The sequence below is a fragment of the Micromonospora chaiyaphumensis genome (assembly GCF_900091435.1).
Lineage (GTDB): Bacteria > Actinomycetota > Actinomycetes > Mycobacteriales > Micromonosporaceae > Micromonospora > Micromonospora chaiyaphumensis.
This window is the reverse complement of the sequence record NZ_FMCS01000015.1, coordinates 91,066-114,774: the sequence shown is the minus strand read 5'-3', so window position 1 is coordinate 114,774 and position 23,709 is coordinate 91,066. Positions and strand designations below refer to the sequence as shown.

The following is a 23,709-nucleotide window of genomic DNA, read 5'->3' as shown; positions in this document are numbered from 1 at the left end:
AACCGCTCCGCCTGCACCCGCATCCCCGTCACCGGCGCCAACCCGAAGGCCAAGCGCGTCGAGTTCCGCGTGCCGGACCCGTCCAGCAACCCCTACCTCGCGTTCTCCGCCATGCTCATGGCCGGTCTGGACGGCATCAAGAACAAGACCGAACCGCCCGCCCCGATCGACAAGGACCTCTACGACCTGCCGCCGGAGGAGTGGGGCGACGTCAAGCAGGTCCCCGGCAGCCTGCCCGCCGTCCTCGACGCGCTTGAGGCCGACCACGACTACCTGCTCGACGGCGGCGTGTTCACGCCGGACCTGATCTCCACCTGGGTGGGCTGGAAGCGCGCCAACGAGGTCGACCCGGTGCGCCTGCGCCCGACCCCGCACGAGTTCGCCCTGTACTTCGACTGCTGACGGCGGTTCGCGATCAGTTGATGCCGTGGGACTGGAGCCACAGCTCCAGCAGGCCGAGCTGCCAGAGCTTGTTGCTGCCCGCCGCGGCCTGCGCCCGGTCCGGTTCGGCGAGCAGTTCGGCGACGTACCCGGGCCGGAAGAGGCCGCGTTCGCGGGCGGCCGGCGCGGCGAGGGCCTCCGCCACGAGGTGCCGCACCGGCCCGTCGACGTTGCGCAGGGCGGGCACCGGGAAGTAGCCCTTGGGCCGGTCGATCACCTCGGCGGGCAGCGTCTCCCGGGCCACCTCCTTGAGGATCCCCTTGCCGCCCTGCGCGACCTTGTGCTCCGGGGGGCAGGCCGCGGCGAGCGTGACAAGGTCCTGGTCCAGGAACGGGGTACGCACCTCCAGCCCCCACGCCATGCTCATGCTGTCCACCCGCTTCACCGGGTCGTCGGGCAGCATCAGGTGGGTGTCCAGGCGCAGCACCGCGTCGAGCGCCGTGTCGGCCCCGGGCGCGGCCAGGTGCCCGGCGAGCAGCTCGCGGCTGGCGTCGTGGTCGCAGGCGTACGCGGGGTCGACGACCCGATCCAGTTCCGCGTGCGTCCGGTCGAAGAACGCGGCGGCGAACGCCTCGGCGGCACCGTCCCGGGGCACCTGTGTGAGGGGCTGGTGGTAGGCGTAGCCGGCGAACACCTCGTCGGCGCCCTGACCGGACTGCGCCACCTTGACGTGCCGGGCGACCTGTTCGGAGAGCAGGTGGAAGGCGACGACGTCGTGGCTGCCCATCGGCTCGGTCATCGCCTCGATCGTCCGGCGGACCGCCGGCTCCAGGTCGTCGTCGCCGAGCTGGATGCGGTGGTGGTCGGTGCCGAAGGTGCGTGCGACGAGGTCGGAGTAGTGGAACTCGTCGCCGCTCTCGCCGCCCCGGCTGTCGAAGCCGATGCTGAAGGTCTGGAGGTGGTGCTGGCCGGCCTCGGCGAGCAGCGCCACGATCATGCTGGAGTCCAGCCCGCCGGAGAGCAGCACCCCGACCGGCACGTCGGCCACCAGCCGCCGCCGTACGGCCGTGCGCAGCGCGTCGCCGACCGCCGCCTGCCAGTCCCGCGCGCCCATGGCCGCGTGTGCCGGGTCGCGCTGGTAGTCGGGCCGCCAGTAGACCCGCTCGCGGCTGCGCCCGTCGGCCTCCACCACCCGCACGGTGGCCGGCGGCAGCTTGCGGATGCCGCGCAGGATGGTGCGGGGCGCCGGCACGATCGAGTGCCAGGACAGGTAGTGGTGCAGCGCCACCGGGTCGATGCCGGTGTCGACGTCACCGGCGGCCAGCAGCGCCGGCAGGGTCGAGGCGAACCGTAGCCGCCCCGGGGACTCGGCGAGGTAGAGCGGCTTGATGCCGAGACGGTCCCGGGCGAGCACGAGCCGGCGCCGCTCCCGGTCGACCAGCACGACCGCGAACATCCCCACGAGGTGGTCGACGAAGTCCTCGCCCCATTCCGCGTACGCCACGAGGATCACCTCGGTGTCGCTGGTGGAACGGAAGGTGTGCCCGGCCGCCCGTAGCTCCTCGCGCAGCCGCGGGTAGTTGTAGATGCACCCGTTGAACACCAGGGTGAGGCCCAGATCGTCCCGGACCATCGGCTGGGCGCCGGCGTCGGAGAGGTCGATGATGGTCAGCCGCCGGTGGCCGAGCGTGATCCACCCGTCGTTCCACAGGCCCTCCCCGTCGGGCCCCCGGGATCGCAGGGCCGCGCTCATCCGGGTCACCGCGTCGCCGTCCGGGACGGACCCGTCGAATCGCGCCTCACCGCTGATCCCGCACATCCTCAGGGCACCTCCTCTGGCCTGCCGGAAGACGCGAACACCGCTTGCCCGTCACCGCCGGACCGGCGGCACGGCCCAGGAGAGGCCGCGGACTACCCGATACACCGGTGAGGAAACGGGCCCCGCAGGGTGATCTCGGCGTCGGGGCTGATCGACTCCGACACCGATCCGGAGGTGACCCACGCACCGCGCGCCCGCCTCCCCCAGCGGGCGGCGGGCGCGCGGTCGCCGGCGGTCAGCAGCAGCTCGCGGCCGTCCCGCTGGTCACCGGCTCCGGGTCGGCGGCCGGCGTGCAGCAGGCGCTCTCCGCCGCCTTCTGGAGCTGGCCGGAGTCGGCCTTGACCGTGTAGACCTCCCAGGGCTCGTCGCCGGGCCCACGCACCCAGACCTTGTCCTGGAGGGCGTAACAGCACTCGGTGTCGTTCTCCTCCAGCGTGACGAGGCCGGCGTCGGTGAGGCGGCGGGTGGCGGCGGTGACCTCGGCGGTGTCGAACACCTCGACGCCGAGGTGGTCCATGACGGTGGGCTGGCCGGCCTCGCCCTCCAGGAGGACGAGCTTCAGCGGCGGGTTCTCGACGGCGAAGTTGGCGTAGCCGGGACGGCGCTTGGCCGGCTCGACACCGAACAGCTTGGCGTAGAAGGCCACGGAGCCGTCGAGGTCGGACACGCGCAGGGCGAGCTGGACACGGGACATGATCTTCCTCCTGCTTGTCTAGATGTTCTTCGAAGCAAGCCCCACGTTGCACCCTGTTTTGAAGTCTGTCAAGCTAGACGTATGTCGAAACAAGAGCTGCCGGTGGTGGACCTCAACCCGGTCGCCTGCTGCTCCCCCATCGCGGTCCGCCCCATGGACGCCGATCAGGCGGCCGTCGTCGCACCGTTGTTCAAGGCCCTCGGTGACCCGGTCCGGCTGCGGCTCATGTCGATGATCGCCTCGGTGCCCGAGATCTGCGTCTGCGACCTGACCCCGGCGTTCGACCTGTCCGGCCCGACCATCTCCCATCACCTGAAGCTGCTGCGCGAGGCGGGTCTCGTCGACTCGGAGCGGCGCGGCACCTGGGTCTGGTACCGGGCGCGACCCGAGGCGTTCCGCCAGCTCGGCGCGCTGCTGGACATCTCCGGCACCCCGGCCGGCGCGTGAGCCTCGCCCTCGCCCGGCGCGCCTCGGCGGAGTTCGCCGGCAGCGCCCTCCTGGTCGCCGCCGTGGTCGGCTCCGGGATCGCCGCCACCCGGCTCTCCCCCAGCGACGCCGGTCTCCAGCTCCTGGAGAACGCGATCGCCACGGCCCTGGCGCTGGGGGCGCTGATCCTCACCTTCGGCCCGGTCTCCGGCGCGCACTTCAACCCCGTCGTGTCCGCCGTCGACTGGTGGCTCGGCCGCCGCGCCGGCACCGGCCTGTCCGCCCGGGACCTGGCCGCCTACACCGTCGCGCAGACCGCCGGCGCGATCAGCGGGGCCGTCCTGGCCGACCTGATGTTCGGAGTGCCCGCCGTGGCCTGGTCCCGCACCGAGCGGGCCGGGGGGAACCTGTGGCTGGCCGAGGTGGTCGCCACCGCCGGCCTGGTCGTCCTGATCTTCGCCCTGGCCCGTTCCGGCCGCACCGCCGCCGCCCCGGCCGCCGTGGGCGCCTACATCGGCGCCGCCTACTGGTTCACGTCCTCCACCTCGTTCGCCAACCCCGCCGTCACGATCGGCCGGGCCGTCACCGACACCTTCGCCGGCATCGCCCCCACCTCAGTGCCCGGCTTCGTGGCCGCCCAGCTCGCCGGCGGCCTGGTCGCCGTCGCCGCGCTCGCCGCCTGGTACCCCGGCAGCGGGCAGTCCGGCGACGCGGTGGTCGTACCCCACCGGATCGAGGAGGTCGAAGCCCGATGAGCGACAAGCCCAGCGTGCTGTTCGTGTGCGTCCACAACGCCGGCCGCTCCCAGATGGCCGCCGGCTGGCTTCGCCACCTCGCCGGCGACACCGTCGAGGTCCGTTCCGCCGGCAGCGAACCCGCCGACCGGATCAACCCCGTGGCCGTCGAGGCCATGCGCGAGGTCGGCATCGACATCACCGACCGGACCCCGGCCCGGCTCACCTGGGACGCCGCCGAAGCCAGCGCCGTCATCGTCACCATGGGCTGCGGCGACGCCTGCCCCGTCTTCCCCGGCAAGCGGTACGAGGACTGGTCGCTCACCGACCCCGCCGGGCAACCCCTCGAGGTCGTCCGGCGGATCCGCGACGACATCCGCGGCCGCGTCGAGGAACTCGTCGAGGGCCTCCAGCGGCCCTGAGCGGTCGGTGGCCGCCGGGCGGCGGAACGACGGGCGGCGGCGACCCGAGCCGTCGAGGCAACGTGCGGAAACGGCAGTTCGCGCAGCTGGTGTGGCCTTAGGCTGCAACCGGGCGGGGGCAGGCATGGGCGATGAGATCGAGGCTTTCTTCGGTGCGCTACCGGCGCGGGGGCGGGCCATGCTGCCACCGCGGGTGCGGGGAACGCTGCGCGTGGACCTGGTGACCCACGGGTCGACCGACCACTGGTACGTCGATCTCCGCGCGACCGACCAGGTGGTGGTGAACCGGGACGTCCGGGCCGCCGACGCCGTGCTGACGACGACGCCCGCGGTGTTCGCCCGGCTGGTGCGGGGCGAGTCCCCCGCCACGGCCGTGCTGCTGCGCAACGAGGCCACCCTCGTGGGCGACGCCCGACTGATCCTGGCGTTCCGACGCTACTTCCCACCGCACGGGAGCACCCGTGATCCGCGGGAGGCAGCACAACGGCGGGCGCTGCACGGATCGGCGTGGCGCGAGCGCCTGCGCGCCGGGCCGGTGTGACGGCATGGCGCTCCGGAAGTCGATCAGCATCCTGGACGGCAACACCTTCCTGGTCTGCGACGACCGCGGTGACGTGGATCCGTCGCCCAGCGTGCCCACCGGGCTGTTCTCCTACGACACCCGCTTCCTGTCCACGTGGCGGTTGAGCGTGAACGGCGAACGGCTGCACGCGTTGTCGGTGGACGACATCCGGTACTTCGAGAGCCGGTTCTTCCTCGTCCCCGGCGAACCGACCCACTACGTCGACGCGACGGTGTCGGTGATCCGGGATCGCAGCATCGGCGGCAGCTTCACCGAGAACCTCGCGGTGCTCAACCACACCGACACCGAGACGAGCCTGACGGTACGCGTCGACATGGGCTCCGACTTCGCCGACATCTTCGAGATCAAGAACCCGCGGGGCAAGAAGGCCCCGGTGCAGGCGATCGTGGAGGAGGGGCGGCTGCGGCTGCGCTACCGCCGGGGCAGCTTCCACCGGGAGACCGTGATCTCCAGCTCCGCGCCCGCCCGGGTCGACGCCGACGGCATGACGTTCGAGGTGCGCGTACCCCCGCAGTCGGAGTGGCAGACCCGGCTGCACGTACGCACGCTGGTGCTGGGCGCCCACGAGCGCGACTTCCGCGACAGCCTCAAGCTGCGCCGGGCCCGGTCCCCGGCGGAGCTCGACGAGCAGCTGCGCCGGTGGACGGCGGCCGCCCCTCGACTGCGGTGCGACAGCGCGTCCATCACCACCGCCTACCGCCGGAGCCTGGTGGACCTGGCCGCGCTCCGCTACACCTCCATCACGATGGCGGAGGAACTCGTGGCCGCCGGCCTGCCGTGGTTCATGACGGTGTTCGGCCGCGACAGCATCCTCACCTGCCTCCAGGCCCTGCCGTTCACCCCGCAGCTCGTGCCCGCCACCCTCGGCACGCTCGCCTACGGCCAGGGCAGCCGCCTCGACGACTTCCGGGACGAGGAGCCCGGCAAGATCCTCCACGAGCTGCGCTACGGCGAGTCCGCCGGATTCGAGGAACAACCCCACTCGCCGTACTACGGCGCCGCCGACACCACTCCCCTGTTCGTCATCCTGCTCGACGAGTACGAACGCTGGACCGGCGACGCCGCCGTGGTGCGCGCCTACGAGTTCGAGGCCCGCGCCGCCCTCGACTGGATCGACACCTACGGCGACCTGCTCGGCACCGGCTACATCTGGTACGAGACCCGCAACCGCGACAGCGGTCTGGTCAACCAGTGCTGGAAGGACTCCCCCGACTCGATCTCCTACCGTGACGGGCGCCTGCCACCGTTCCCCCGGGCGACCTGCGAACAGCAGGGCTACGCCTACGACGCCAAGATCCGGGGCGCGCGCCTGGCCCGCCGGTTCTGGAACGACCCCGCCTACGCCGACCGGCTCGAACGCGAGGCCGCCGACCTGAAGGCCCGGTTCAACGAGGAGTTCTGGATCAGCGACGGCGAGTACTACGCCCTCGCACTGGACGCCGAGGGACGCCAGGTCGACGCGCTGTCCTCGAACATCGGGCACCTGCTGTGGAGCGGCATCGTCGAGGAGTCCCGGGCGGGCCGGATCGCCGAACTGCTGCTCAGCGACCGGCTCTTCTCCGGCTGGGGCGTACGCACCCTGGCCACCGACTGCGCCCGCTACAACCCGCTCGGCTACCACGTCGGCACGGTGTGGCCGTTCGACAACTCGATCATCGCGTGGGGCCTCTGGCGCTACGGCTACCGCCGCGAGGCCGCCACCATCTGCCAGGCCGTGTTCGACGCCGCCGACTACTTCCAGGGCCGGTTGCCCGAAGCCTTCGCCGGCTACCCCCGGGCCCGCACCACGTACCCCGTGGAGTACCCGACCGCGTGCAGCCCGCAGGCCTGGTCCGCCGGAACCCCGCTGCTCCTGCTACGGGTGATCCTCGGTCTGCAACCGCACGACGAGCACCTCATCATCGACCCGGCACTCCCACCGGGGCTGGGCCGGCTGGAACTGCTCGACATACCCGGCCGGTGGGGCCGCATCGACGCCCTGGGGCGCAGCCGCACGGCGGCGGACGCCGCGGAGTAGCCGCCTCGTGGACGACGGCCGCGCTACCGGGGCGTCAGCACACAGAACTCGTTGCCGTCGGGGTCGGCCAGCACCCCCCAGCTGACGCCGCCCTGGCCGATGTCGATCCGCTTCGCCCCGAGGGAGAGCAGGCGGTCCACCTCGGCCTGCTGGTCCCCGCCGGCCGGCGGGGCGAGGTCGAAGTGCAGTCGCTGCTTGCCGGTGGCCGGCAGGTACGGCGGGCCGCCCCAGCTGATCTTCGAGCCACCGCGCGGTGACTGGATCGCCGTCTCCTCGTCCTGGTCCCAGACCAGCGGCCACCCCAGCGCCTCGCTCCAGAAGTAGCCGACCGCCTGCGAACCGTCGCAGGACACCGCTCCGATGACCCCGCAGCCGGCGAGGAACCTGTTGTCCGGACCGACGACGCAGAACTCGTTGCCCTCCGGGTCGGCGAGCACCACATGATCATCGTTCGGGTCCTGCCCGATGTCGATGTGCCGTCCGCCGAGTTCGAGCGCCCGGGCCACCGTCCGCTGCTGGTCCTCGAGGGACGTGCTGGTCAGGTCGAAGTGCGCCCGGTTCTGGCCGACCTTCGGCCGCTGCGTCGGCAGGAAGCGGATCCCGAACTCCGTGTCACCACCGGGCAGGAGCACGAAGCCGTCCTCCGGATCATCGGCCAGCTCCCGGCCCAGGACACCGGACCAGAACCGGGCGAGACGCTGAGGGTCGCTCGCGTCGAAGCTCAGGGCGATCAGTTGACAGGTCATGCCTCTGCACATCTCCGATCCGACCGAGTGCTGCCGGTCGACCGGCAGCCTATGGCGAGCCCGCGCCACCCGCAGCCGAGTATTCGGCGGACCGCAGCGGTCAGGCGTGGTCGGAGAGGACGGCTCCCACCGCCCGCTGGGCGAGGGCGTACATCGTGGGGTTCGTCTCCCGGTAGTAGGTCAGCGCGGTGATGAAGGTCAGCGCCCAGCCCTTGCCGCGCGCCCAGGCCGCGTCGTCGAACCCGGCCGTCTCGCGGAAGACCTCGCGCGAGTCGGAGTCGAGGAGGGCCCACGCCGCCATCGCGTCGCAGGCCGGGTCGCCGACGCCCGCCGCGCCGAAGTCGATCAGCGCGCAGAGGCGGCCGTCCCGAACGAGCACGTTGCCGGCCAGCAGGTCACCGTGGGTCCAGACGGGCGGGCCGGCCCAGGCCGGCGCGGCCAGGGCGTCCTCCCAGATCGCCAGGACGGCATCGGTGTCGACCACGCCGCGGGCTGCCTCGGTCCATTCCCGCAGGTATCCGTCGCGGCCGCTCAGCGGGCCGCTCCGGTAACCGGCACGGCCGCCGGCGGTGTCGGCCCGCTGCAGGCCGGCGACCACCGCGCCGAGGTTGGCGGCGAAGCGTCGCGGATCGACGTTGCCCTCGGTCGGGTGTACGCCGTCGACCCAGCGATGGATCGCCCACGGCCACGGATACCCCTCGGCCGGCCGGCCGACGGCACACGGCTGCGGCACCGCCACCGGCAGGGAACTCGCGAGGACGGGCAGCCACTCGTGCTCGAAGGTGACCTGCTCGACCGCGTCCGCGATCCGGGGCAGCCGGATCGCGAGGTCGTCGCCGAGCCGGTAGATCGCATTGCTCGTGCCGCCGGAGGGCACCGGCGTGACCGGCCGGTCCGCCCACTGCGGAAACTGCCCGCCGACCAGGCGTCGGACCAGGGTGGCGTCCGTACGTACCTCGTCCCTGTGCAATTGGCCGGGCCTCCCCCGTTCGCTGGTGCCCGTGGAGGCTATCCGGACGTCCCGGCGGTGTCCCCGGGATTTCGCCGGCAGCGCGGTAGGTTCGACAGTCATGGTCACGAGCGCCGATGTCCGGCACGAACTCGCCGGCCTCGCGGACCCGCGGCGGGCCCAGGGTCTGAGCCGGTTCCTGCAGATGACCCCGGGCGGGTACGGCGAGGGCGACCGGGCCATCGGTGTCTCCGTACCCGAGCAGCGCAGGGTGGCCGCCCGCTACTGGCGTGACCTCTCCCTGGCCGGGACGGAGGAGCTGCTGACCGGGGGCGTGCACGAGGAGAGGCTGACGGCGCTGTTCATCCTGGTGCGGAAGTTCGCCAAGGGTGACGAGGAGGAGCGGGGTCGAATCTTCCGCATGGTGCTGGCCAACACCGACCGGATCAACAACTGGGACCTGGTGGACTCGTCCGCGCCGTACATCGTCGGCCCCTGGTTGGTGGACCGGGACCGGAGCGTCCTCGACCGGCTGGCGGGGTCGAGCCTGCTGTGGGACCGGCGCATCGCCGTCATGGCGACGTTCGCCTTCATCCGGGTCGGCGACTTCCGGTGGACCTTCCGCCTCGGTGAACGGCTCCTGCACGACCCGCACGACCTCGTCCACAAGGCGGTGGGCTGGATGCTGCGCGAGGTGGGCAACCGGGACCGGGCGGCGGAGGAGGAGTTCCTGGCCCGGCACTACCGGGCCATGCCGCGGGTCATGCTGCGCTACGCCATCGAGAAGTTCGAACCGCAGCGGCGCCGGGAGTACCTGGCCGGCACGGTCTAGCTGATCGGGAGATCCAATCCCGGTCGTGGCGCGCCGCCGGATCGGTTTGTCTCGCCGACTCGACCCTGCTTCGATCACCCGGGGACCGGCGACAGGTGGTCCGCGGCGGGGGGTGCGGAGCATGGCCAGACGATCCTTGGGCCGGCAGTTCGGATGGCTCTGGGCGGCCTACGCGATAAGCGCCTACGGCTCGGCGCTGGGGTTCGGTGCGATCCCGCTGATCGCCCTGCTGGTGCTGCACGCGAGCCCCGCTCAGGTGTCCGCACTGTCGGCGGTGGGGCCCGCGATGGGTGCCCTGATCGCGTTGCCGCTCGGGCCCTGGGTGGAGTTCCGCCGCAAGCGCCCGGTCATGATCGCGATGGACCTGGCCCGTTTCGCGGCCATGATGACGATTCCGGTCGCCTACGCCGTCGGGCGGCTCAGCTTCGTCCAGTTGCTGATCGTCACGGCCGTGGTCGCCGCCGCCAAGATCACCTTTCAGGCGGCGAACGGCGCCTACCTCAAGGCCCTCGTCCGGCCGGACGACCTGCTCGTGGCCAACGCGAGGTTCGAGTCGACCACGTGGAGCTCCATCGCCGTCGGGCCGCCGCTGGGCGGCGCGGCCGTCGGCCTGTTCGGACCGGTGACCACCGTGGTGGCCGACGCGCTCAGCTACCTGCTCTCCGCGCTGGGCCTCACGGCGATCCGGGGCCGGGAGGAGCAACCGCGGCGCACCGACCGGCGCCGGGTCCGCGCCGGCGAGCTGCTCGACGGCTGGCGTCACCTGCTGACCCATCCCGGCCTGCGCCCGCTCTACCTCAACCAGCTGCTCGTCAGCGGGCTCATCATGGCCACCGAACCGCTGCTGGCCGTGCTGCTGCTCGACGAGCTGGGGTTCCCGCCCTGGCAGTACGGCCTCGCCTTCGCCGCGCCCTGCGTCGGCGGGCTCATCGGCTCACGCCTGGCCCGCCGTGTCGTGGCGCGGTACGGCCCGCACCGGATCCTCCGCACCGTCGGCACGCTGCGCGCGATCTGGCTCATCGGCCTCGCCTTCGTCCAGCCCGGCGTCACCGGTCTCGTGACGGTGATCGCCGTCGAGCTGGCCATCATCACGAGCATGAGCCTCTACAACCCGGTGCTCGCCACCTACCGGCTCGAACACACCCCCCGGGACCGCATCGCCCGCACGCTGTCGGCCTGGTCGATCAGCAGCAACGCCTGCATCGCCGTCCTGAGCGCGCTCGGCGGGCTGCTCGCCAGTGCCACCAGCCCCCGCATCGCGATCATGGTCGCCGGGCTGCTGATTCTCACCAGCCCGCTGCTGCTGCCCCGCCGCCCGGATCGCGGGCCCGGGGCCGACCCCGAGCCGGAAACCGCCGCCGCGCAACCGCCGCCGGGCGTTCCGCAGGGAGCCGGGACCGGCGGCTGACACGACTGACGCGCGCAGGATGCCTCAGGCCAGCAGCGTCTCCCGCATGGTGGCCCCCAGGTTGATGCCGCCGACGACCCGAGGGCCGGTCGGGTCGTGGACGTCCACGGTGTTGTTGCGGCGCATCTGCTCACGGACCGCCGGTGGCAGCCGGGGTGGGTCCGCCATGGTCGCGAGGACCCGCCCGGCGGTCGAGATGAGTCGGGCGGCCAGGGCGGCGGCGTCGGTGTCCACCCGCACCCGCCCGTACTCCCAGCCGGCGGTGGTGAGGTCGAGCAGCTCGAACACGCGGGTCAGGAGCGGGTTCGGGTCGGTCACCCGGTCGAGCCGGGCCGCCCGGCTGCCGACCACCGCGACGGCGGCGGCCACCTGCGCGTACGGGTGGAAGCCACCCGGCAGCGCGAACAGCGGCCACCGCAGCGCCGGGCCGGCCTCCTTCCACAGCGGCCGGTAGTTCCGGCGGTGCACCAGGAGCCGGCGGCCCGTCCGTCGGTGCACCTCGTGGGCCTGGGCCAGCAGGTCCGCGTGGGCCTCGTCGGCGGCCTCGATCAGAATCCGGGCCGCCACCACCAGGCCGTCGTCGCCGTCCAGCTCTCGCGTGACCGCCTCGACCTGGTCGGGAAACCGGATCCGTGCGTGGGCGCCGTAGCGGTGCCGGACCTCCCGCAGCAGCGCCTGCTGCCGCTCCGGATCGAGCTGGAGCCGCCCGCCACCCAGCAACCGCCGGAGCCAACGCATGTCGCCTCGTTTCAGCAGAGCCGTCCCGGACCGCGCAAATGCTAGTGCGTCGGACGTACCTCGTATGGTGATGGGGTGGCGGACCGATCTTTGACCCTGATGGCGGTGCACGCGCACCCCGACGACGAGGCGACGAGCACCGGCGGCATCCTCGCCCGCTATGCGGCGGAGGGCGTCACGACGGTGCTCGTGACCTGCACGGACGGGGGGTGCGGCGACGGGCCCGGCGGGGTCAAGCCGGGCGACCCGGGGCACGACCCGAAGTCCGTGGTGGCGATGCGCCGGGCCGAGCTGGTGGCCAGTTGCGAGGCGTTGAAGGTGACGCATCTGGAGACGCTCGACTACGCCGACTCCGGGATGATGGGCTGGGCGACCAACGACCTGCCCGACGCGTTCTGGAACACGCCCGTGGCGGAGGCGGCCGACCGGCTGGCCGAGCTGATCCGGCGCTACCGGCCCGACGTCGTCGTCACCTACGACGAGAACGGCTTCTACGGCCACCCGGACCACATCCAGGCGCACCGCGTCACCATGGCCGCCGTCGAGCAGACCGGCATCCCCGCGAAGGTCTACTGGACCACCGTGCCGCGCAGCGCGTTCGAGGAGTTCGGCCGCGTCATGAAGGAGATCGGCGTCGAGTTCCCCGAGCCGGACGGGCCGTCGGACGAGATGCCCACGCTCGGCCTGCCCGACGACGAGATCACCACCTGGGTGGACACCAGCGCCTACGGCGCCCAGAAGTTCGAGTCGTTGGCCGCGCACGCCAGCCAGGCCGAGAACATCTTCTTCCTGCAACTGGGCCAGGACCGGTTCACCGAGCTGATGGGCGTGGAGACCTTCGTCCGGGTCCGTGACACCACCGGCGCGCCGGCGCGCGAGGACGACCTGTTCGCCGGCCTGCGCTGAACGCGGCTTCCGAGGACAGCGACACGACAGGCGTCACGCTTCCCCGCGGACCATCCGGATCAGCCGGTCGAGGACGTGGCCCTCGCTGACCCGGAGGCCGTCGTGCTCGTACTCGTTGGTGATCCAGGTGCGCAGGCCGCGCACCGAGCGGGCCGTGGCGAGCGAGTCGTCGGTGTCGACGTACATGTCGTCGTGGTAGACGGCCGCCGCCACGGGGACCTCGTTGCGCGCCAGTCGCCCCGGGTCGTAGAGGTCGGGCCAGTCCTCCCGCCGGGCGAGCAGCTCCGCCACCTCGTCCAGCGGGGCCAGCGCCGGGTCGGTGGTGAACATCCACGGATAGATCATCTCGCCGGTCAGCAGCATCGGGACGCCGTCGGCCAGGGCCCGGTCGGCGTCGAACCGCGGGAACTCGGCGCGCACCGACTCGGCGGCCCATCCGGTGCCCTGCGGGGACACCGACCGCTGGCCGTAGATCGACTCGTGCAGGACGGCGTAGAGCGGACGGGCCGCGAACGACAGGTGGCTCTCGACCTGGGCGAGGAACGAGTCGGAGAACGGGTGCCCGGGCGCCCGGACGCTGTCCTCGAGCAGGTAGTGCAGCGTGTGGGAGCCGCTGCCGGTGCCCAGCATGATGCCGAGCGCCTGGAACGCCTCGGCCGTCAGCCGCCCGCCCCCGGGCAGCCGTACCTCCTGCTCCCGCAGGTGGCGCACCACGGCGCGGACGGTGTCGACGTCCTCGGGGTAGCGGGCGTAGTGCGCCTCGACCTTGCGCCCCACCCGCGGATAGGCGGCCCGGTAGACGGCCTCGGGCGTGCTGCGCAGCCCCGGGAGGCCTCCGGTCACGAGGGCCTCGCGGATGCCCTCGGGCGCGTACGACAGGTAGGTGAGGGTGCAGAAGCCGCCGTAGCTCTGGCCCAGCAGGCTCCAGCGCCCGGCGTCGCCGAGCAGTTCCCGGCGGATCAGCTCGCAGTCCCGGACGATCGAGTCAGCCCGGAAGTGCGCCAGGTACCCGGCCTGCGCGGCCGCGCCACCGCGCCGCGGCAGGGTGTGCCGGTCGGCGGGCGTGGAGCGGCCGGTGCCGCGCTGGTCCAGCAGCAGCACCCGGTAGTCGTCCAACGCCCGGTCCAGCCAGGTGTCGCGGCCCACCGGGCGCGGTGACCGGCCGCCCGGCCCGCCCTGGAGGAACAGCAGCCAGGGCAGCGGCTCCCGCTCCCGGCCGGCGGCCACGACCTCGCGGGCGTACACCTCGATCCGCTCGCCGGCCGGGTCCGCGTGGTCGAGCGGTAGGCGGAAGCGGTGGTCGGTGATGACGGTGCCCGGTTGACGGTAGGTCGGCACGGGTTCCCTTTCCGAAGGTGGCGCGGTGCGAACATCGGCGGCCGCCGGCTGCCGCGCGGGCCGGTGCCCTGACCAAGGTTCGCAGGTCCGGCGTGCGAGCGGTCCGGAGTTGGTATGCCTATGGGGTGGCGGAACGCGCGGGCAACGAGCAGTCCGGGGCAGGTGACGACGAGCCGGCGGACGAGGGTGGGACAGCGTCCCGGACGTCGGCGCCGGGTCGCTCGGCGGCGGGGCTCGGCCTGGTGCTGGGCGCCCTGGGCGTGGTCTACGGCGACATCGGCACGAGCCCCCTGTACGCGTTGAAGACGGTCTTCACCCTCGACCGCAACCTGACCCCGGACGTCCCCGACGTGTACGGGGTGATCTCGTGGGTCTTCTGGTCGATCATCCTGATCGTGTCGGTCAAGTACGTCATCTTCATCCTGCGGGCCGACAACGAGGGCGAGGGCGGGGTGATGGCCCTGGCCGCCCTGGCCCGGAGGGCGCTGCTCAAGGTCAGCGAACGGCGGGCCGCCTCGGTGCTGGCGCTCGGGGCCCTCGGGGCGGCCCTCTTCTACGGCGACAGTGTGATCACCCCGGCGATCTCGGTGCTGTCCGCGGTGGAGGGGCTGGAGGTGATATCCCCGACGTGGGAGGTGGTCGTGCTGCCGGTGTCGGCGGTGATCCTCACCCTGCTGTTCGCCATCCAGCGCTGGGGCACCGGACGGGTCGGCGCCGTGTTCGGGCCGATCATGCTGATCTGGTTCGCCTGCCTGGGCGTCGCCGGCGCGGCCGAGGTCATCCGTCACCCGGACGTCCTGGCCGCGCTGTCACCGACGTACGCGGCCCTGTTCGTCGTCGACCACCCGGTCATCGCGTTCATCGCCATGGGCGCCGTGGTGCTGTCGATCACCGGCGCCGAAGCGCTCTACGCCGACATGGGGCACTTCGGTCGCGCCCCGATCCGCCGGGCCTGGTTCGCGGTCGTCTTCCCCGCGCTGACACTCAACTACCTGGGGCAGGGCGCACTGATCCTCCGGGCGCCGGAGAGCCGGGACAACCCGTTCTTCCTGCTGCTGCCGGGCTGGGCGCAGCTGCCGATGGTCGTCCTGGCCACCGTGGCCACCGTCATCGCGTCCCAGTCGGTGATCTCGGGAGCGTTCTCGGTGTCCCGGGAGGCCATGCGGCTGGGCTTCCTGCCGCACCTGCGCATCCGGCAGACCTCCCGCAGCCAGTACGGGCAGATCTATGCCCCGGGCGTGAACTGGGGCCTGTTCGTGGCGGTCCTCGTGGTGGTGTTCGCGTTCGGCTCATCCACCAACCTCGCCGCCGCCTACGGGGTGGCGGTCACCGGCACCTTCATGATCACCACGACCCTCTTCCTGGTCGTCGCGCGCGCCCGCTGGCGCTGGCCGACCTGGCGGCTGGTGGTGTTCGGGGTCGTGTTCGGCAGCATCGAGCTCACCTTCTTCACGGCGAACCTGGCCAAGGTCACCCACGGCGGCTGGCTGACGCTGCTCATCGCGACCGTCCTGTTCACGGTCCTGCTGACCTGGCGCCGCGGTGCCGAACTGGTCACCGCCCGGCGGATCGAACGGGAAGGACCGCTCCCCGAGTTCATCGAGACCCTGCACGCCACGAACATCCCGTGGGTGCCGGGCACCGCGGTGTTCCCCCATCCCAACAAGGAGACGACGCCCCTGGCGCTGCGCGCGAACGTCGCGCACTACCACGTCCGGCACGAGAAGATCGTGATCATCACGGGTCGCACGGCCAACGTCCCGCACCTGCCGTGGGACAAGCGCCTCACCATCGACGACCTCGGCGACCCGAACGACGGCATCATCCACATCGACGCCCTCTTCGGCTTCCAGGACCCCACCGACTTCCCCGAGGTCCTTCGCCGCGCGGCCGCCCACCCGCTCGCCAGGGACGTCCACCTCGACCTGGACCAGGTCTCCTACTTCGTCTCACGGATCACGCTGCGCTGCACCCGCCAGCCCGGCATGGCCGTCTGGCGCAAGCGCCTGTTCATCGCCCTCGCGCACAACGCCGCCAGCCACACCGAGTTCCTCCACCTGCCCGAGGAACGCACCATCGTCCTCAGCGCCGAGGTCGCGGTCTGACCGGCCGGGTTCAGCCGTTGCCGAGCACGCGATCCGGAGGTACCCGGTGTTTTCCCCGGCGCCGGCCTGGGCACGTTCCGTTCATGGACGCCGGATCGATGCTGGACGGCCGCTACCGGCTGCTGGACCGGCTGGGCGCCGGCGGCATGTCGGTGATCTGGCGTGCCCACGACGAGGTGCTCGGGCGCGACGTGGCGGTGAAGCTGCTCTCCCCCGAGCTGGCGGCCGACCCGCAGTTGCTGCACCGGATCCGCGCCGAGGCCCGGTCCGCCGCGCGGCTGCGCCACCCGAACATCGTCGAGGTCCACGACTACGGCGAGGCCAGCGACGGCGCCGGCCCGCCGGTGCCGTACGTGGTCATGGAGGTCGTCGAGGGCCGCTCGCTGGAGCAGCTGCTCAGCGGCGGTGCGCTGCCCTGGCGGGTGGCCGCGCTGGTCTGTGCCCAGGTCGCCGCGGCGCTGGCCGCCGCCCACCGCCGCGGGATCGTGCACCGGGACGTCAAACCCGGCAACGTGATGGTGGCGGGGGCCGGGGTGAAACTTGTCGACTTCGGCATCTCGGCGGCCTCGGGCGATCCGGACGGGCTGTCCGAAGGACTGCTGGGCACCCCGGCGTACCTGGCGCCGGAGCGGCTGGAACGGGGCGTGGTGCAGCCGGCCACCGACGTGTACGCCCTCGGACTGCTGCTCTACCGGGCCCTGGCCGGCCGGCTGCCCTGGCAGGCCTCCACGACCACCCAGATGCTCACCGCCCACCGCTACCGGGAACCGGCCGCGTTGCCGGACCTCGCCGACCTGCCCGCGGCGATCGGCGACCTGTGCCGGCGCTGCCTCGCCAAGGATCCCGCCGAGCGCCCGCCGGCCGCCGAAGCGGCGTCCGTCCTCGGTGCCGCCGCCGGGGTGCCGGCGACGACGCTCCTGCTGCCCGACGCCGCGGACGGCACCGAGCCCACGCCGACCCGTCTCTGGGCGCCGTCCCTCGGCCCGGTGGCCGCCGGCCTCGCGGCCTCACCGCTCGTCGCCGTGCCGCTCGCGGGCTGGCGGCGGCTTCCGCCGAGGAGGCGGGTGACCGTCGCCGGCGCGGTCGCCGTGACGCTGCTGGCCGGCGGAACTGCCGTCGCGCTGTCGGCGGGCGGGTCGTCCGGCGAGGACCCTCCCGCCCAGGCGAGCACCCCGGCCGCCGTCGTGGGCATCGGTCAGCGCCAGCCGGAGTGCAGCGTCCGCTACGCCCTCGACCGGGTCGCCGACGGCCGGTCCTCCAGCCGGGTCACCGTCACCAACACCGGGACGGTGCCGATCGGCGGGGCACGGCTGGCGTTCAGCCTCCCCGACCGGCAGCGCCTCGTGCAGGGTTCACCCGGCACGTGGCGGCAGAGCGGCGACTCGGTGCAGGCGAGCATCGGGGACCTGCCGCCCCGGCGGACCGTCACCGCCACCGTGGCGGTGACCTACCGGGAGGCCACCTCCCTGCCCGGCCAGTTCCGGGTGAACGACACCCCGTGCCGCAGCTCGTTCGCCGTCGCCGGGCAGCCGAACCGGCCCGCGCCGCCCTCAGCCGGCAAGGACGACGGCAGGAAGGGCGGGGCGGGCAAGGGCGAGGACGGCAACAAGGGCAAGGGCAAGAAGGACGACGACTAGGTACGGGAAGTCCCACCACCTGCGGCTATGGACAAGCGGCCCATGCCTGTGCGTCCGCAGCACGCCTACGCTCGGTACGGACGCGTCGGTGCGCCCTGGCCGGTGTCGGGAGGCGAGCCATGGTACGCAGAGGTCTGGCCGTGCTGCTGGGTGCGGCGTTGGGGTTCATGGGGCTGGTCGGGGGCGCCTCGCCGGCCCGGGCGCTGCCGACCCCGAGCGGCTACCCGATCACCGGCGTCGACGTGTCCTACTTCCAGGGACCATCGTTCGACTGGGCCGCGGCAGCCCGGGGCGGGGCGAGGTTCGCCTACATCCGGGTCAGCGAGCAGGACGGCCGGGTGGTGCCGCACAACAATCCTGATCCCTTCTACGCCACCAACCAGGCCGGCGCCCGGGCTAACGGCCTGTACACCGGGGCGTACCACCGGGCCCGCCCCGACCTGAGCAGCGGCAAGCAGCAGGCCGACGTCCTGCTCGGCTTCGCCCCCTACGTCGCCGACGGACGCAGCCTCCCGCCGATGCTCGACATCGAGTGGCCCCGGGCCGACTGGGGCCTGAACGACTGCTACAACATGACGCCCGCCCAACTGGTGGCCTGGATCCGCGACTTCGTCACCGAGATCGCGGTGCGCACCGGCCGGCCGGCCATGATCTACACCAACACGAACTGGTGGAATCCCTGCACGGGCAGCAGCGCGAGCTTCGCGGCGAACCCGCTGTTCATCGCCAACTACTCCCAGAACCCACCGCCGTTGCCGGCCGGCTGGACGTCCTTCACCATGTGGCAGCACGCCGCGGGCGCCGCCATCCCCGGCTCCGACTACTCCTCGGCCGATCTGGACGTCTTCAGGGGCGACCACGCGGCCCTGGCCCGACTGCTCGGCGGCCCCGCGACCAGCCTGCTGGCGACCGTCAACAACCGTTACGTGACCGCGGAGAACTCCGGCGCGTCAGCCCTGATCGCGAACCGGACCGCCATCGGCGCCTGGGAGCAGTTCGACCAGATCGACGCGGGGGGCGGGCTCGTGGCGTTCCGCGCCCGGATCAACGGCCGGTACGTCACGGCGGAGAACGCCGGCGTCTCCCCACTGATCGCCAACCGCACCGCCGTGGGGGCCTGGGAGAGGTTCCGGATCATCACCAACACCGACGGCACCGTCAGCCTGCTGGCCAACGTGAACAACCGGTACGTGACCGCGGAACAGGCCGGCACCCAGCCGCTGATCGCCAACCGCACCACCGTCGGCCCCTGGGAGAAGTTCCGTGCCGCCACGCCGCCGGCCCCGGTCCACCTGCTCGCCGGCGCGAACCTCCGGTACGTCACGGCCGACGGCGGCGGCGCCTCGCCCCTGATCGCCAACGGGACCACGGCCGGTCCAGCGCAGCAGTTCGACCAGATCGACGCGGGCGGCGGGCTCGTGGCGTTCCGCGCCCGGATCAACGGCCGGTACGTCACGGCGGAGAACGCGGGCGTCTCCCCACTGATCGCCAACCGCACCGTCGTCGGGGCCTGGGAGAGGTTCCGGATCATCACCAACACCGACGGCACCGTCAGCCTGCTGGCCAACGCGAACAACCGGTACGTGACCGCGGAACAGGCCGGCACGCAGCAGCTGATCGCCAACCGCACCACCGTCGGCCCCTGGGAGAGGTTCGTCCAGATGACCGGCTGACCGCTACACCGTCGACCGTGGCGGGATCGGGAAGCGGCCGCGGCGCCACTGCCAGTGGCGGCCGGCCTTCAGGTGGTCGACGACCGCGCGCTGGAGCACGGTGCCGCGCGGCAGCTGGTCGAGCGGCGTGGTCAGGGTGCGGAACACGAACCGCAGCACCTCGACGTCGCCGTCCAGCCCGTCCGGCTCCTCGTAGGGCTCCAGCTCGAACCTCCGCTGGAACCGGACGATGTTGGAGTCCTCGGGCAGGTATTCCCGCAGCTGCGGGTCGAGCAGCCACGAGCCGCAGGCGAACGCCGTGTAGCGCTCGTCCGGGAAGTGGCGTGGGAAGAACTCGCGTGCCTCGTCGAGCGACGCCTCGACCGCCTCCGGGGTCAGCGGCCCCGCGTCGGGAATGTGCAGGTCGATGGTGCCGGCGTCGCCGCGCTGGTGCTGCAGCCGGCCCAGCTCGTAGAGGCCGCCGCGCACGTGCAGCGTCAGCCAGCTCTGCATGACCGGCCAGCCCTCGCCCCGCATCCGCCGGTCGACCGCGAGGTTGCGGCCCAGGTCCGCGAGGGTCACCCACGACACCGTGTCGGCGATGCCGTGGTCGCGGTGGTACGCCCGGACGACGCCGACCAGGGCCAGGTACGCGTACCCGTAGAGATGCCGCCAGGCGAGGCCGCGTTCGCGGGGCAGCGCCGGACCGGGCACCAGCCAGCCGTGGCCCCCGAGATCGGCGCGGACCAGGGCGATCGAGCGGTCGAGCAGCCAGCGCAGCTCCGGAGTCCACAGCGGCGAATCGGCGTCGGGCCAGCCCGCCATGATCTCGGCGGCGTCGTCCGGGCGTACCCCGAGCCGGTCCAGGATCGCGGGGGCGTCGGCTTTGGCCGGCAGCGGGGCGGACGGCCGGTCACCGGCGAGCCGGTGCACGCGCTCGACGTCCTCGACGGGCACCCCGAGCCGGGCGGCGGTGTCTTCCAGATCCACGCGGACGACCGTACCTACCGGTGGCGCCACCGCAACAGGCCCGGAGCGGCCGAGCCATCCGGGGCGGCGGCAGCCCGCCGCCGCCCCGGACCCGCCGGGAGTCAGGCGATCCGGTAGGCCCGCTGGATCGTCTGGGTCACGGTGTTGCCGGCGCTGTCGGCGGCGGTCAGGCGCAGCGAGACGAAGCCGGGCTGCCGCGGGTGCCGGATGAGGGCGGTGTCCCGGTGCACCGGCAACACCACCCACGTCCTGCCGTCGTCGAACGAGGCCGAGACGCCGACCACCCGGCCGGGCGCGGCGGTGGACCCCGCCAGCCGGTCGAGCGCCACGGGCAGGGTCATCGTCGTGCCGGCCCTCGCCGTGTTGGCGTCGTCGAGCGCGGGGACGGGCCGGGCCGTCGTCAGGGGCAGCCGCTCCGGCTTCGACGTGTGCGCGGAGGTGAAGGTCCAGGCCACCGAGACCGACGTCGACAGGGTGTCCGGCGCGCCGCGGGTGACGGCCGCCTCCAGACGGTAGGTGGCCCTGCCGGGGGGCACCGGGAAGTCCGCGTACGCACTGTCCGCCGTGCCGATCTCCGTGCCGTCGCGGAACAGCCGGAGGTGGACCGGCAGGTCGTCGCGGCTCGCGGGGCGGCCCGCCGCGTCGCCGAACAACGGCGGCGACGCGACCGAGATGGTGTCGCCGTCGCGGCCCGCGTACCCCAGTGGCGCCAGGGCCGGGGCGCCGCCCACCGTGGGCCCGAAGGGCGCCGCGTTCCAGAGCTGGGTGTACGTCCGGCCCGGCTTGAAAACCGACTCCTGGGCGGTGAGGTTGTCGCCCTCGACGAACGTGGACGTCCAGACGATGCCGCCGTCGGTGTTGTAGTACTCGGTGGCGCGGAAGGGCAGGTCGAACGACGTGTGCGAGCCGATGGGCCCGGCGCCGCCGGGGGACGCCGCGCGGTGGAACCGGGCGGCGGTCGCGGTGGTCGACTGGCTCCGGTAGGTCGCCTTGACGGTGGCGAGGTTCTTCGGTGACAGCTTCCGGGTGAGGCCGGTGAACATGTCGCCCTGGCGGACGTACGCGAGGTCGTAGGTGTAGGGGCTGTTCCGGAAGCTCCGGTCGGGGCCGGGGCGGGCGAGCCCGACGCCCAGTGTCGCCGTGAACTCGGGGGCCGCGACGGCGGGGCCGATCCGGCCGAAGAAGACCTCCTCGAACGACTCGCCGTCGAGCTGCACACCCGGGTAGCGAAGACCGTCGTTCCAGGTCGCGCTCACGTGGATCGCGAGCGGTGCGGCGTCCCGGTGGGGCAGGGTCAGCGAGACCGGCCGGGCCGTGCGGGCGTCGAGCGCCTCGGTGACCGGGCCGCGCACGTCGAGGACGGGTTGCGCGAGCAGGGTCGACGCGGCGCCCTCGTGGATGGTGCTGTACAGCGCGTACCGGCCCTTGGGCAGCCGCAGGACGCCGCCGCCCGGTTGCGCCTCCAGGGTGCTGAACTCGCCCGTCGCCAGGTTCGCGGCCACGGTGGTGTACTCGGTGGCCGGTCGGCCGTCGCGCCCGGTGTGGTCGAGCCGGACGTCGTAGCTCTCGATCTCCCGGTTGAGCGCGAACGGCGTCCGTACCCGCAGGTCGCCGGCGCCGGTCGCGGTGAGCGCGCCCTGGTAGAGGCCGTCGGGCGCGTCCACCCGGGTGTCCACGGTGATCGTCGCCTGGGCGCGGCCACCGGCCGGAACGACAAGGGTGGCCGGGCTGACGGTGACCATGCCGGCCGGCGCCGGGGCGACGCTCAGCGACAGGGTGACCGGCGCGGTGCCCGTGTTGCGGTAGCCGACGACCTGGGCGACGGGGGTGTCGTCGCCGTGGGGCCAGCGCTGGACCGGGAAGTCGATCGCGGCGACCTCGGCGGCGACCGGCTGGGCGACGGCGCGGCCGATGTCCAGCCGGCCCGCGCCCTGCTCGTAGAGGCTGTCCTCGCCGGCCGGCTTGGCGGAGTCCATGAGGGCGGCCTTGAGCTGCGGGCCGGACCAGTCGGGGTGCTGTCCGGCGAGGATCGCGGCCGAGCCGGCCACGTGCGGGGTCGCCATCGACGTGCCCGACATGGTGGCGTAGCCGCCCCCGGGGGCAGCGGCCACGATGTCCACGCCCGGCGCGCTGATCTCGGGCTTGATGTGGTTGTCGCCCACCCGGGGCCCGCGCGCGGAGAAGTAGGCGCGCTGGTCGTCCGCGTCGACGGCGGCCACGGCGAGGGCGTCGTCCGCGGAGGCCGGCGTCATGACCGACTTCGGCTTGCCCTCGTTGCCGGCGGCGACCACGAAGAGGGTGCCGTACCGGTGGCTCAGGTCCTGGACCGCGGTCTCCAGCGGGTCGGGGCCCGGCCGGTCGGTGTCGCCCAGGCTCAGGTTGACCACGCGGGCCTGCGCGGCGGCCCACTCCATGCCGGCGATGACGTCCGAGTCCAGGCACTCGTTGGTGGCACAGACCTTGCCGACGACCAGTTTCGCGCCCGGTGCCACGCCGCGGTACCGGCCGCCGGAGGCGGCGCCGCTGCCCACGATGGTCGACGCCACGTGGGTGCCGTGACCGACGGTGTCGGTCGGGTCGTCGCCGCCGGTGAAGTCCCGGACCGCGGCGAGGTGCCCGGCGAAGTCGGGGTGGCCGGCGTCGATCCCGGTGTCCAGCACGCCGACGGTCACGCCGGTGCCGTCGAAACCGGCCTGCCAGGCGTTCGGGGCGCCGATCTGCGGCACGCTGCGGTCCAGGGAGATTCGGCGCTTGCCGTCCAGCCAGACGCGGGTGACCCCGGCGGCGAGGGTGCGGGCCGACGCCGTGCCGCGGGTGAGGGAGGACCACAGCTCGGCCCGGCCGTTCCGGTCCGTCCGCACGGCCAGCGCGTGGGCGGCGGGCAGGTCCGCGTGCACCCGCGCGGCGCCCCGGACGGCGGCGGACCGCGCCGGGGCCGCGGCGTCCTCCGGGTACGCGACCAGCAGCGGCAGTTCGGCCGCCCGGTCGTCGTAGCCGAGCTCGCCGAGCGTGGTGAGGTCGAACAGCCGCCGGTCGAGTCGACCGTCGTGCAGCAGCGGCACGGCGTCCACCGGGACGACGTACTGGTGGCCGCCTTCCCGGCTGCTGACGAACCGCGTGCCGGCCCGCCCCGGCGCCGGCTGGATCTCGGGGCGGCCGTCCGCGCCCAGCGACACCCGGTCCCCCGTGATCAACGTGAAGGTGCCGGGCGTGCCGGAGACCGGCGCCGCCGGCCTCTCCTGCGCCGCCACCGGCTGAGCCGCCAGGCCCGCCACGGCCAGCGCGGTCGCGAGCACCCCTGCGGTCAGAGCGCGTCGTTGCCGAGGTCGCAC

The 23,709-nt window shown here is 73.0% G+C and carries 19 protein-coding genes and 1 pseudogene; 12 read left to right on the top strand and 8 right to left on the bottom strand.

Annotation, left to right across the window (positions count from 1 at the left end; translation table 11 throughout):
* Nucleotides 1-402, top strand: a pseudogene (locus tag GA0070214_RS29850) (type I glutamate--ammonia ligase); the annotation flags it as partial.
* Between the two features lie 13 nt (nt 403-415).
* Here GA0070214_RS29850 and GA0070214_RS29845 read toward each other — a convergent pair.
* Both GA0070214_RS29845 and GA0070214_RS29840 read right to left on the bottom strand, forming a co-directional pair.
* Nucleotides 416-2,200: an N-acetylglutaminylglutamine amidotransferase gene (locus GA0070214_RS29845; RefSeq protein WP_091269862.1), complete on the bottom strand. Its 1,785-nt coding sequence runs from the start codon at nt 2,198-2,200 to the stop codon at nt 416-418.
* 235 nt (nt 2,201-2,435) lie between these two features.
* A complete protein-coding gene (locus GA0070214_RS29840; protein WP_091269861.1) occupies nt 2,436-2,894 on the bottom strand; it encodes an ArsI/CadI family heavy metal resistance metalloenzyme in 459 nt (152 codons plus the stop codon).
* 81 nt (nt 2,895-2,975) lie between these two features.
* On the opposite strand from GA0070214_RS29840, the gene GA0070214_RS29835 reads away from it, so the two are divergent.
* From GA0070214_RS29835 to GA0070214_RS29815, 5 genes are all read left to right on the top strand, one after another.
* Nucleotides 2,976-3,341 (top strand): ArsR/SmtB family transcription factor, encoded by a 366-nt coding sequence (locus tag GA0070214_RS29835; RefSeq protein WP_091269860.1) that lies wholly within the window; start codon nt 2,976-2,978, stop codon nt 3,339-3,341.
* Nucleotides 3,338-4,075, top strand: coding sequence for an aquaporin (locus GA0070214_RS29830; RefSeq protein ID WP_091269859.1), 738 nt, complete (start codon nt 3,338-3,340; stop codon nt 4,073-4,075). The genes GA0070214_RS29835 and GA0070214_RS29830 overlap by 4 nt, the downstream gene beginning before the upstream one ends.
* Nucleotides 4,072-4,476, top strand: coding sequence for an arsenate reductase ArsC (locus GA0070214_RS29825; protein WP_091269858.1), 405 nt, complete (start codon nt 4,072-4,074; stop codon nt 4,474-4,476). Before GA0070214_RS29830 ends, GA0070214_RS29825 begins: the two co-directional genes overlap by 4 nt.
* Before the next feature lie 124 nt (nt 4,477-4,600).
* Nucleotides 4,601-5,017: an SCP2 sterol-binding domain-containing protein gene (locus GA0070214_RS29820; protein ID WP_091269857.1), complete on the top strand. Its 417-nt coding sequence runs from the start codon at nt 4,601-4,603 to the stop codon at nt 5,015-5,017.
* Nucleotides 5,018-5,021: 4 nt separating this feature from the next.
* Nucleotides 5,022-7,076 (top strand): amylo-alpha-1,6-glucosidase, encoded by a 2,055-nt coding sequence (locus GA0070214_RS29815; RefSeq protein WP_091269856.1) that lies wholly within the window; start codon nt 5,022-5,024, stop codon nt 7,074-7,076.
* A 23-nt stretch (nt 7,077-7,099) separates the two neighbouring features.
* Here GA0070214_RS29815 and GA0070214_RS29810 read toward each other — a convergent pair whose 3' ends face one another.
* Together GA0070214_RS29810 and GA0070214_RS29805 are read right to left on the bottom strand one after the other, a co-directional pair.
* The gene (locus GA0070214_RS29810; protein WP_091269855.1) at nt 7,100-7,822 is read right to left on the bottom strand and encodes a VOC family protein; all 723 of its coding nucleotides are present in this window, start codon (nt 7,820-7,822) and stop codon (nt 7,100-7,102) included.
* Nucleotides 7,823-7,922: 100 nt separating this feature from the next.
* Nucleotides 7,923-8,792 (bottom strand): aminoglycoside phosphotransferase family protein, encoded by an 870-nt coding sequence (locus tag GA0070214_RS29805; RefSeq protein WP_244167911.1) that lies wholly within the window; start codon nt 8,790-8,792, stop codon nt 7,923-7,925.
* A gap of 100 nt (nt 8,793-8,892) precedes the next feature.
* On the opposite strand from GA0070214_RS29805, the gene GA0070214_RS29800 reads away from it, so the two are divergent.
* Together GA0070214_RS29800 and GA0070214_RS29795 are read left to right on the top strand one after the other, a co-directional pair.
* A complete protein-coding gene (locus GA0070214_RS29800; protein ID WP_091269854.1) occupies nt 8,893-9,603 on the top strand; it encodes a DNA alkylation repair protein in 711 nt (236 codons plus the stop codon).
* A gap of 121 nt (nt 9,604-9,724) precedes the next feature.
* Nucleotides 9,725-11,011, top strand: coding sequence for an MFS transporter (locus GA0070214_RS29795; RefSeq protein WP_091269853.1), 1,287 nt, complete (start codon nt 9,725-9,727; stop codon nt 11,009-11,011).
* A 24-nt stretch (nt 11,012-11,035) separates the two neighbouring features.
* Here GA0070214_RS29795 and GA0070214_RS29790 read toward each other — a convergent pair whose 3' ends face one another.
* Nucleotides 11,036-11,749 carry a hypothetical protein gene (locus GA0070214_RS29790; RefSeq protein ID WP_091269852.1) on the bottom strand — a complete coding sequence of 238 codons (714 nt, stop codon included), beginning with the start codon at nt 11,747-11,749 and terminating at the stop codon, nt 11,036-11,038.
* A 75-nt stretch (nt 11,750-11,824) separates the two neighbouring features.
* Here GA0070214_RS29790 and GA0070214_RS29785 point away from each other — a divergent pair, with 75 nt between their 5' ends.
* The gene (locus GA0070214_RS29785; RefSeq protein WP_091269851.1) at nt 11,825-12,655 is read left to right on the top strand and encodes a PIG-L family deacetylase; all 831 of its coding nucleotides are present in this window, start codon (nt 11,825-11,827) and stop codon (nt 12,653-12,655) included.
* A gap of 33 nt (nt 12,656-12,688) precedes the next feature.
* On the opposite strand, the gene GA0070214_RS29780 is transcribed toward GA0070214_RS29785, so the two are convergent.
* Complete coding sequence (locus tag GA0070214_RS29780; protein WP_091269850.1) at nt 12,689-13,993, bottom strand: alpha/beta fold hydrolase; 1,305 nt, start codon at nt 13,991-13,993, stop codon at nt 12,689-12,691.
* Nucleotides 13,994-14,118: 125 nt separating this feature from the next.
* Here GA0070214_RS29780 and GA0070214_RS29775 point away from each other — a divergent pair, with 125 nt between their 5' ends.
* From GA0070214_RS29775 to GA0070214_RS29765, 3 genes are all read left to right on the top strand, one after another.
* Nucleotides 14,119-16,098 (top strand): potassium transporter Kup, encoded by a 1,980-nt coding sequence (locus GA0070214_RS29775; RefSeq protein ID WP_091269849.1) that lies wholly within the window; start codon nt 14,119-14,121, stop codon nt 16,096-16,098.
* 83 nt (nt 16,099-16,181) lie between these two features.
* Nucleotides 16,182-17,735, top strand: a complete 1,554-nt coding sequence (locus tag GA0070214_RS29770) for a serine/threonine-protein kinase (RefSeq protein WP_091269848.1) — start codon at nt 16,182-16,184, stop codon at nt 17,733-17,735.
* 119 nt (nt 17,736-17,854) lie between these two features.
* A complete protein-coding gene (locus GA0070214_RS29765; RefSeq protein ID WP_091269847.1) occupies nt 17,855-19,408 on the top strand; it encodes a GH25 family lysozyme in 1,554 nt (517 codons plus the stop codon).
* Nucleotides 19,409-19,411: 3 nt separating this feature from the next.
* Here GA0070214_RS29765 and GA0070214_RS29760 read toward each other — a convergent pair whose 3' ends face one another.
* Together GA0070214_RS29760 and GA0070214_RS29755 are read right to left on the bottom strand one after the other, a co-directional pair.
* Entirely contained in the window at nt 19,412-20,377 is a 966-nt protein-coding gene (locus GA0070214_RS29760) for an acyltransferase domain-containing protein (RefSeq protein ID WP_091269846.1), read from the bottom strand.
* A 101-nt stretch (nt 20,378-20,478) separates the two neighbouring features.
* The gene (locus tag GA0070214_RS29755) at nt 20,479-23,673 is read right to left on the bottom strand and encodes a S8 family peptidase (RefSeq protein ID WP_167364361.1); all 3,195 of its coding nucleotides are present in this window, start codon (nt 23,671-23,673) and stop codon (nt 20,479-20,481) included.
* Nucleotides 23,674-23,709: the final 36 nt, after the last annotated feature.

Coding starts and splice junctions, on each gene's coding strand:
- GA0070214_RS29845 (WP_091269862.1), bottom strand. CDS start 2,200: ATGTGCGGGATCAGCGGTGAGGCGCGATTCGACGGGTCCGTCCCGGAC.
- GA0070214_RS29840 (WP_091269861.1), bottom strand. CDS start 2,894: ATGTCCCGTGTCCAGCTCGCCCTGCGCGTGTCCGACCTCGACGGCTCC.
- GA0070214_RS29835 (WP_091269860.1), top strand. CDS start 2,976: ATGTCGAAACAAGAGCTGCCGGTGGTGGACCTCAACCCGGTCGCCTGC.
- GA0070214_RS29825 (WP_091269858.1), top strand. CDS start 4,072: ATGAGCGACAAGCCCAGCGTGCTGTTCGTGTGCGTCCACAACGCCGGC.
- GA0070214_RS29820 (WP_091269857.1), top strand. CDS start 4,601: ATGGGCGATGAGATCGAGGCTTTCTTCGGTGCGCTACCGGCGCGGGGG.
- GA0070214_RS29815 (WP_091269856.1), top strand. CDS start 5,022: ATGGCGCTCCGGAAGTCGATCAGCATCCTGGACGGCAACACCTTCCTG.
- GA0070214_RS29810 (WP_091269855.1), bottom strand. CDS start 7,822: ATGACCTGTCAACTGATCGCCCTGAGCTTCGACGCGAGCGACCCTCAG.
- GA0070214_RS29800 (WP_091269854.1), top strand. CDS start 8,893: ATGGTCACGAGCGCCGATGTCCGGCACGAACTCGCCGGCCTCGCGGAC.
- GA0070214_RS29795 (WP_091269853.1), top strand. CDS start 9,725: ATGGCCAGACGATCCTTGGGCCGGCAGTTCGGATGGCTCTGGGCGGCC.
- GA0070214_RS29790 (WP_091269852.1), bottom strand. CDS start 11,749: ATGCGTTGGCTCCGGCGGTTGCTGGGTGGCGGGCGGCTCCAGCTCGAT.
- GA0070214_RS29770 (WP_091269848.1), top strand. CDS start 16,182: ATGGACGCCGGATCGATGCTGGACGGCCGCTACCGGCTGCTGGACCGG.
- GA0070214_RS29765 (WP_091269847.1), top strand. CDS start 17,855: ATGGTACGCAGAGGTCTGGCCGTGCTGCTGGGTGCGGCGTTGGGGTTC.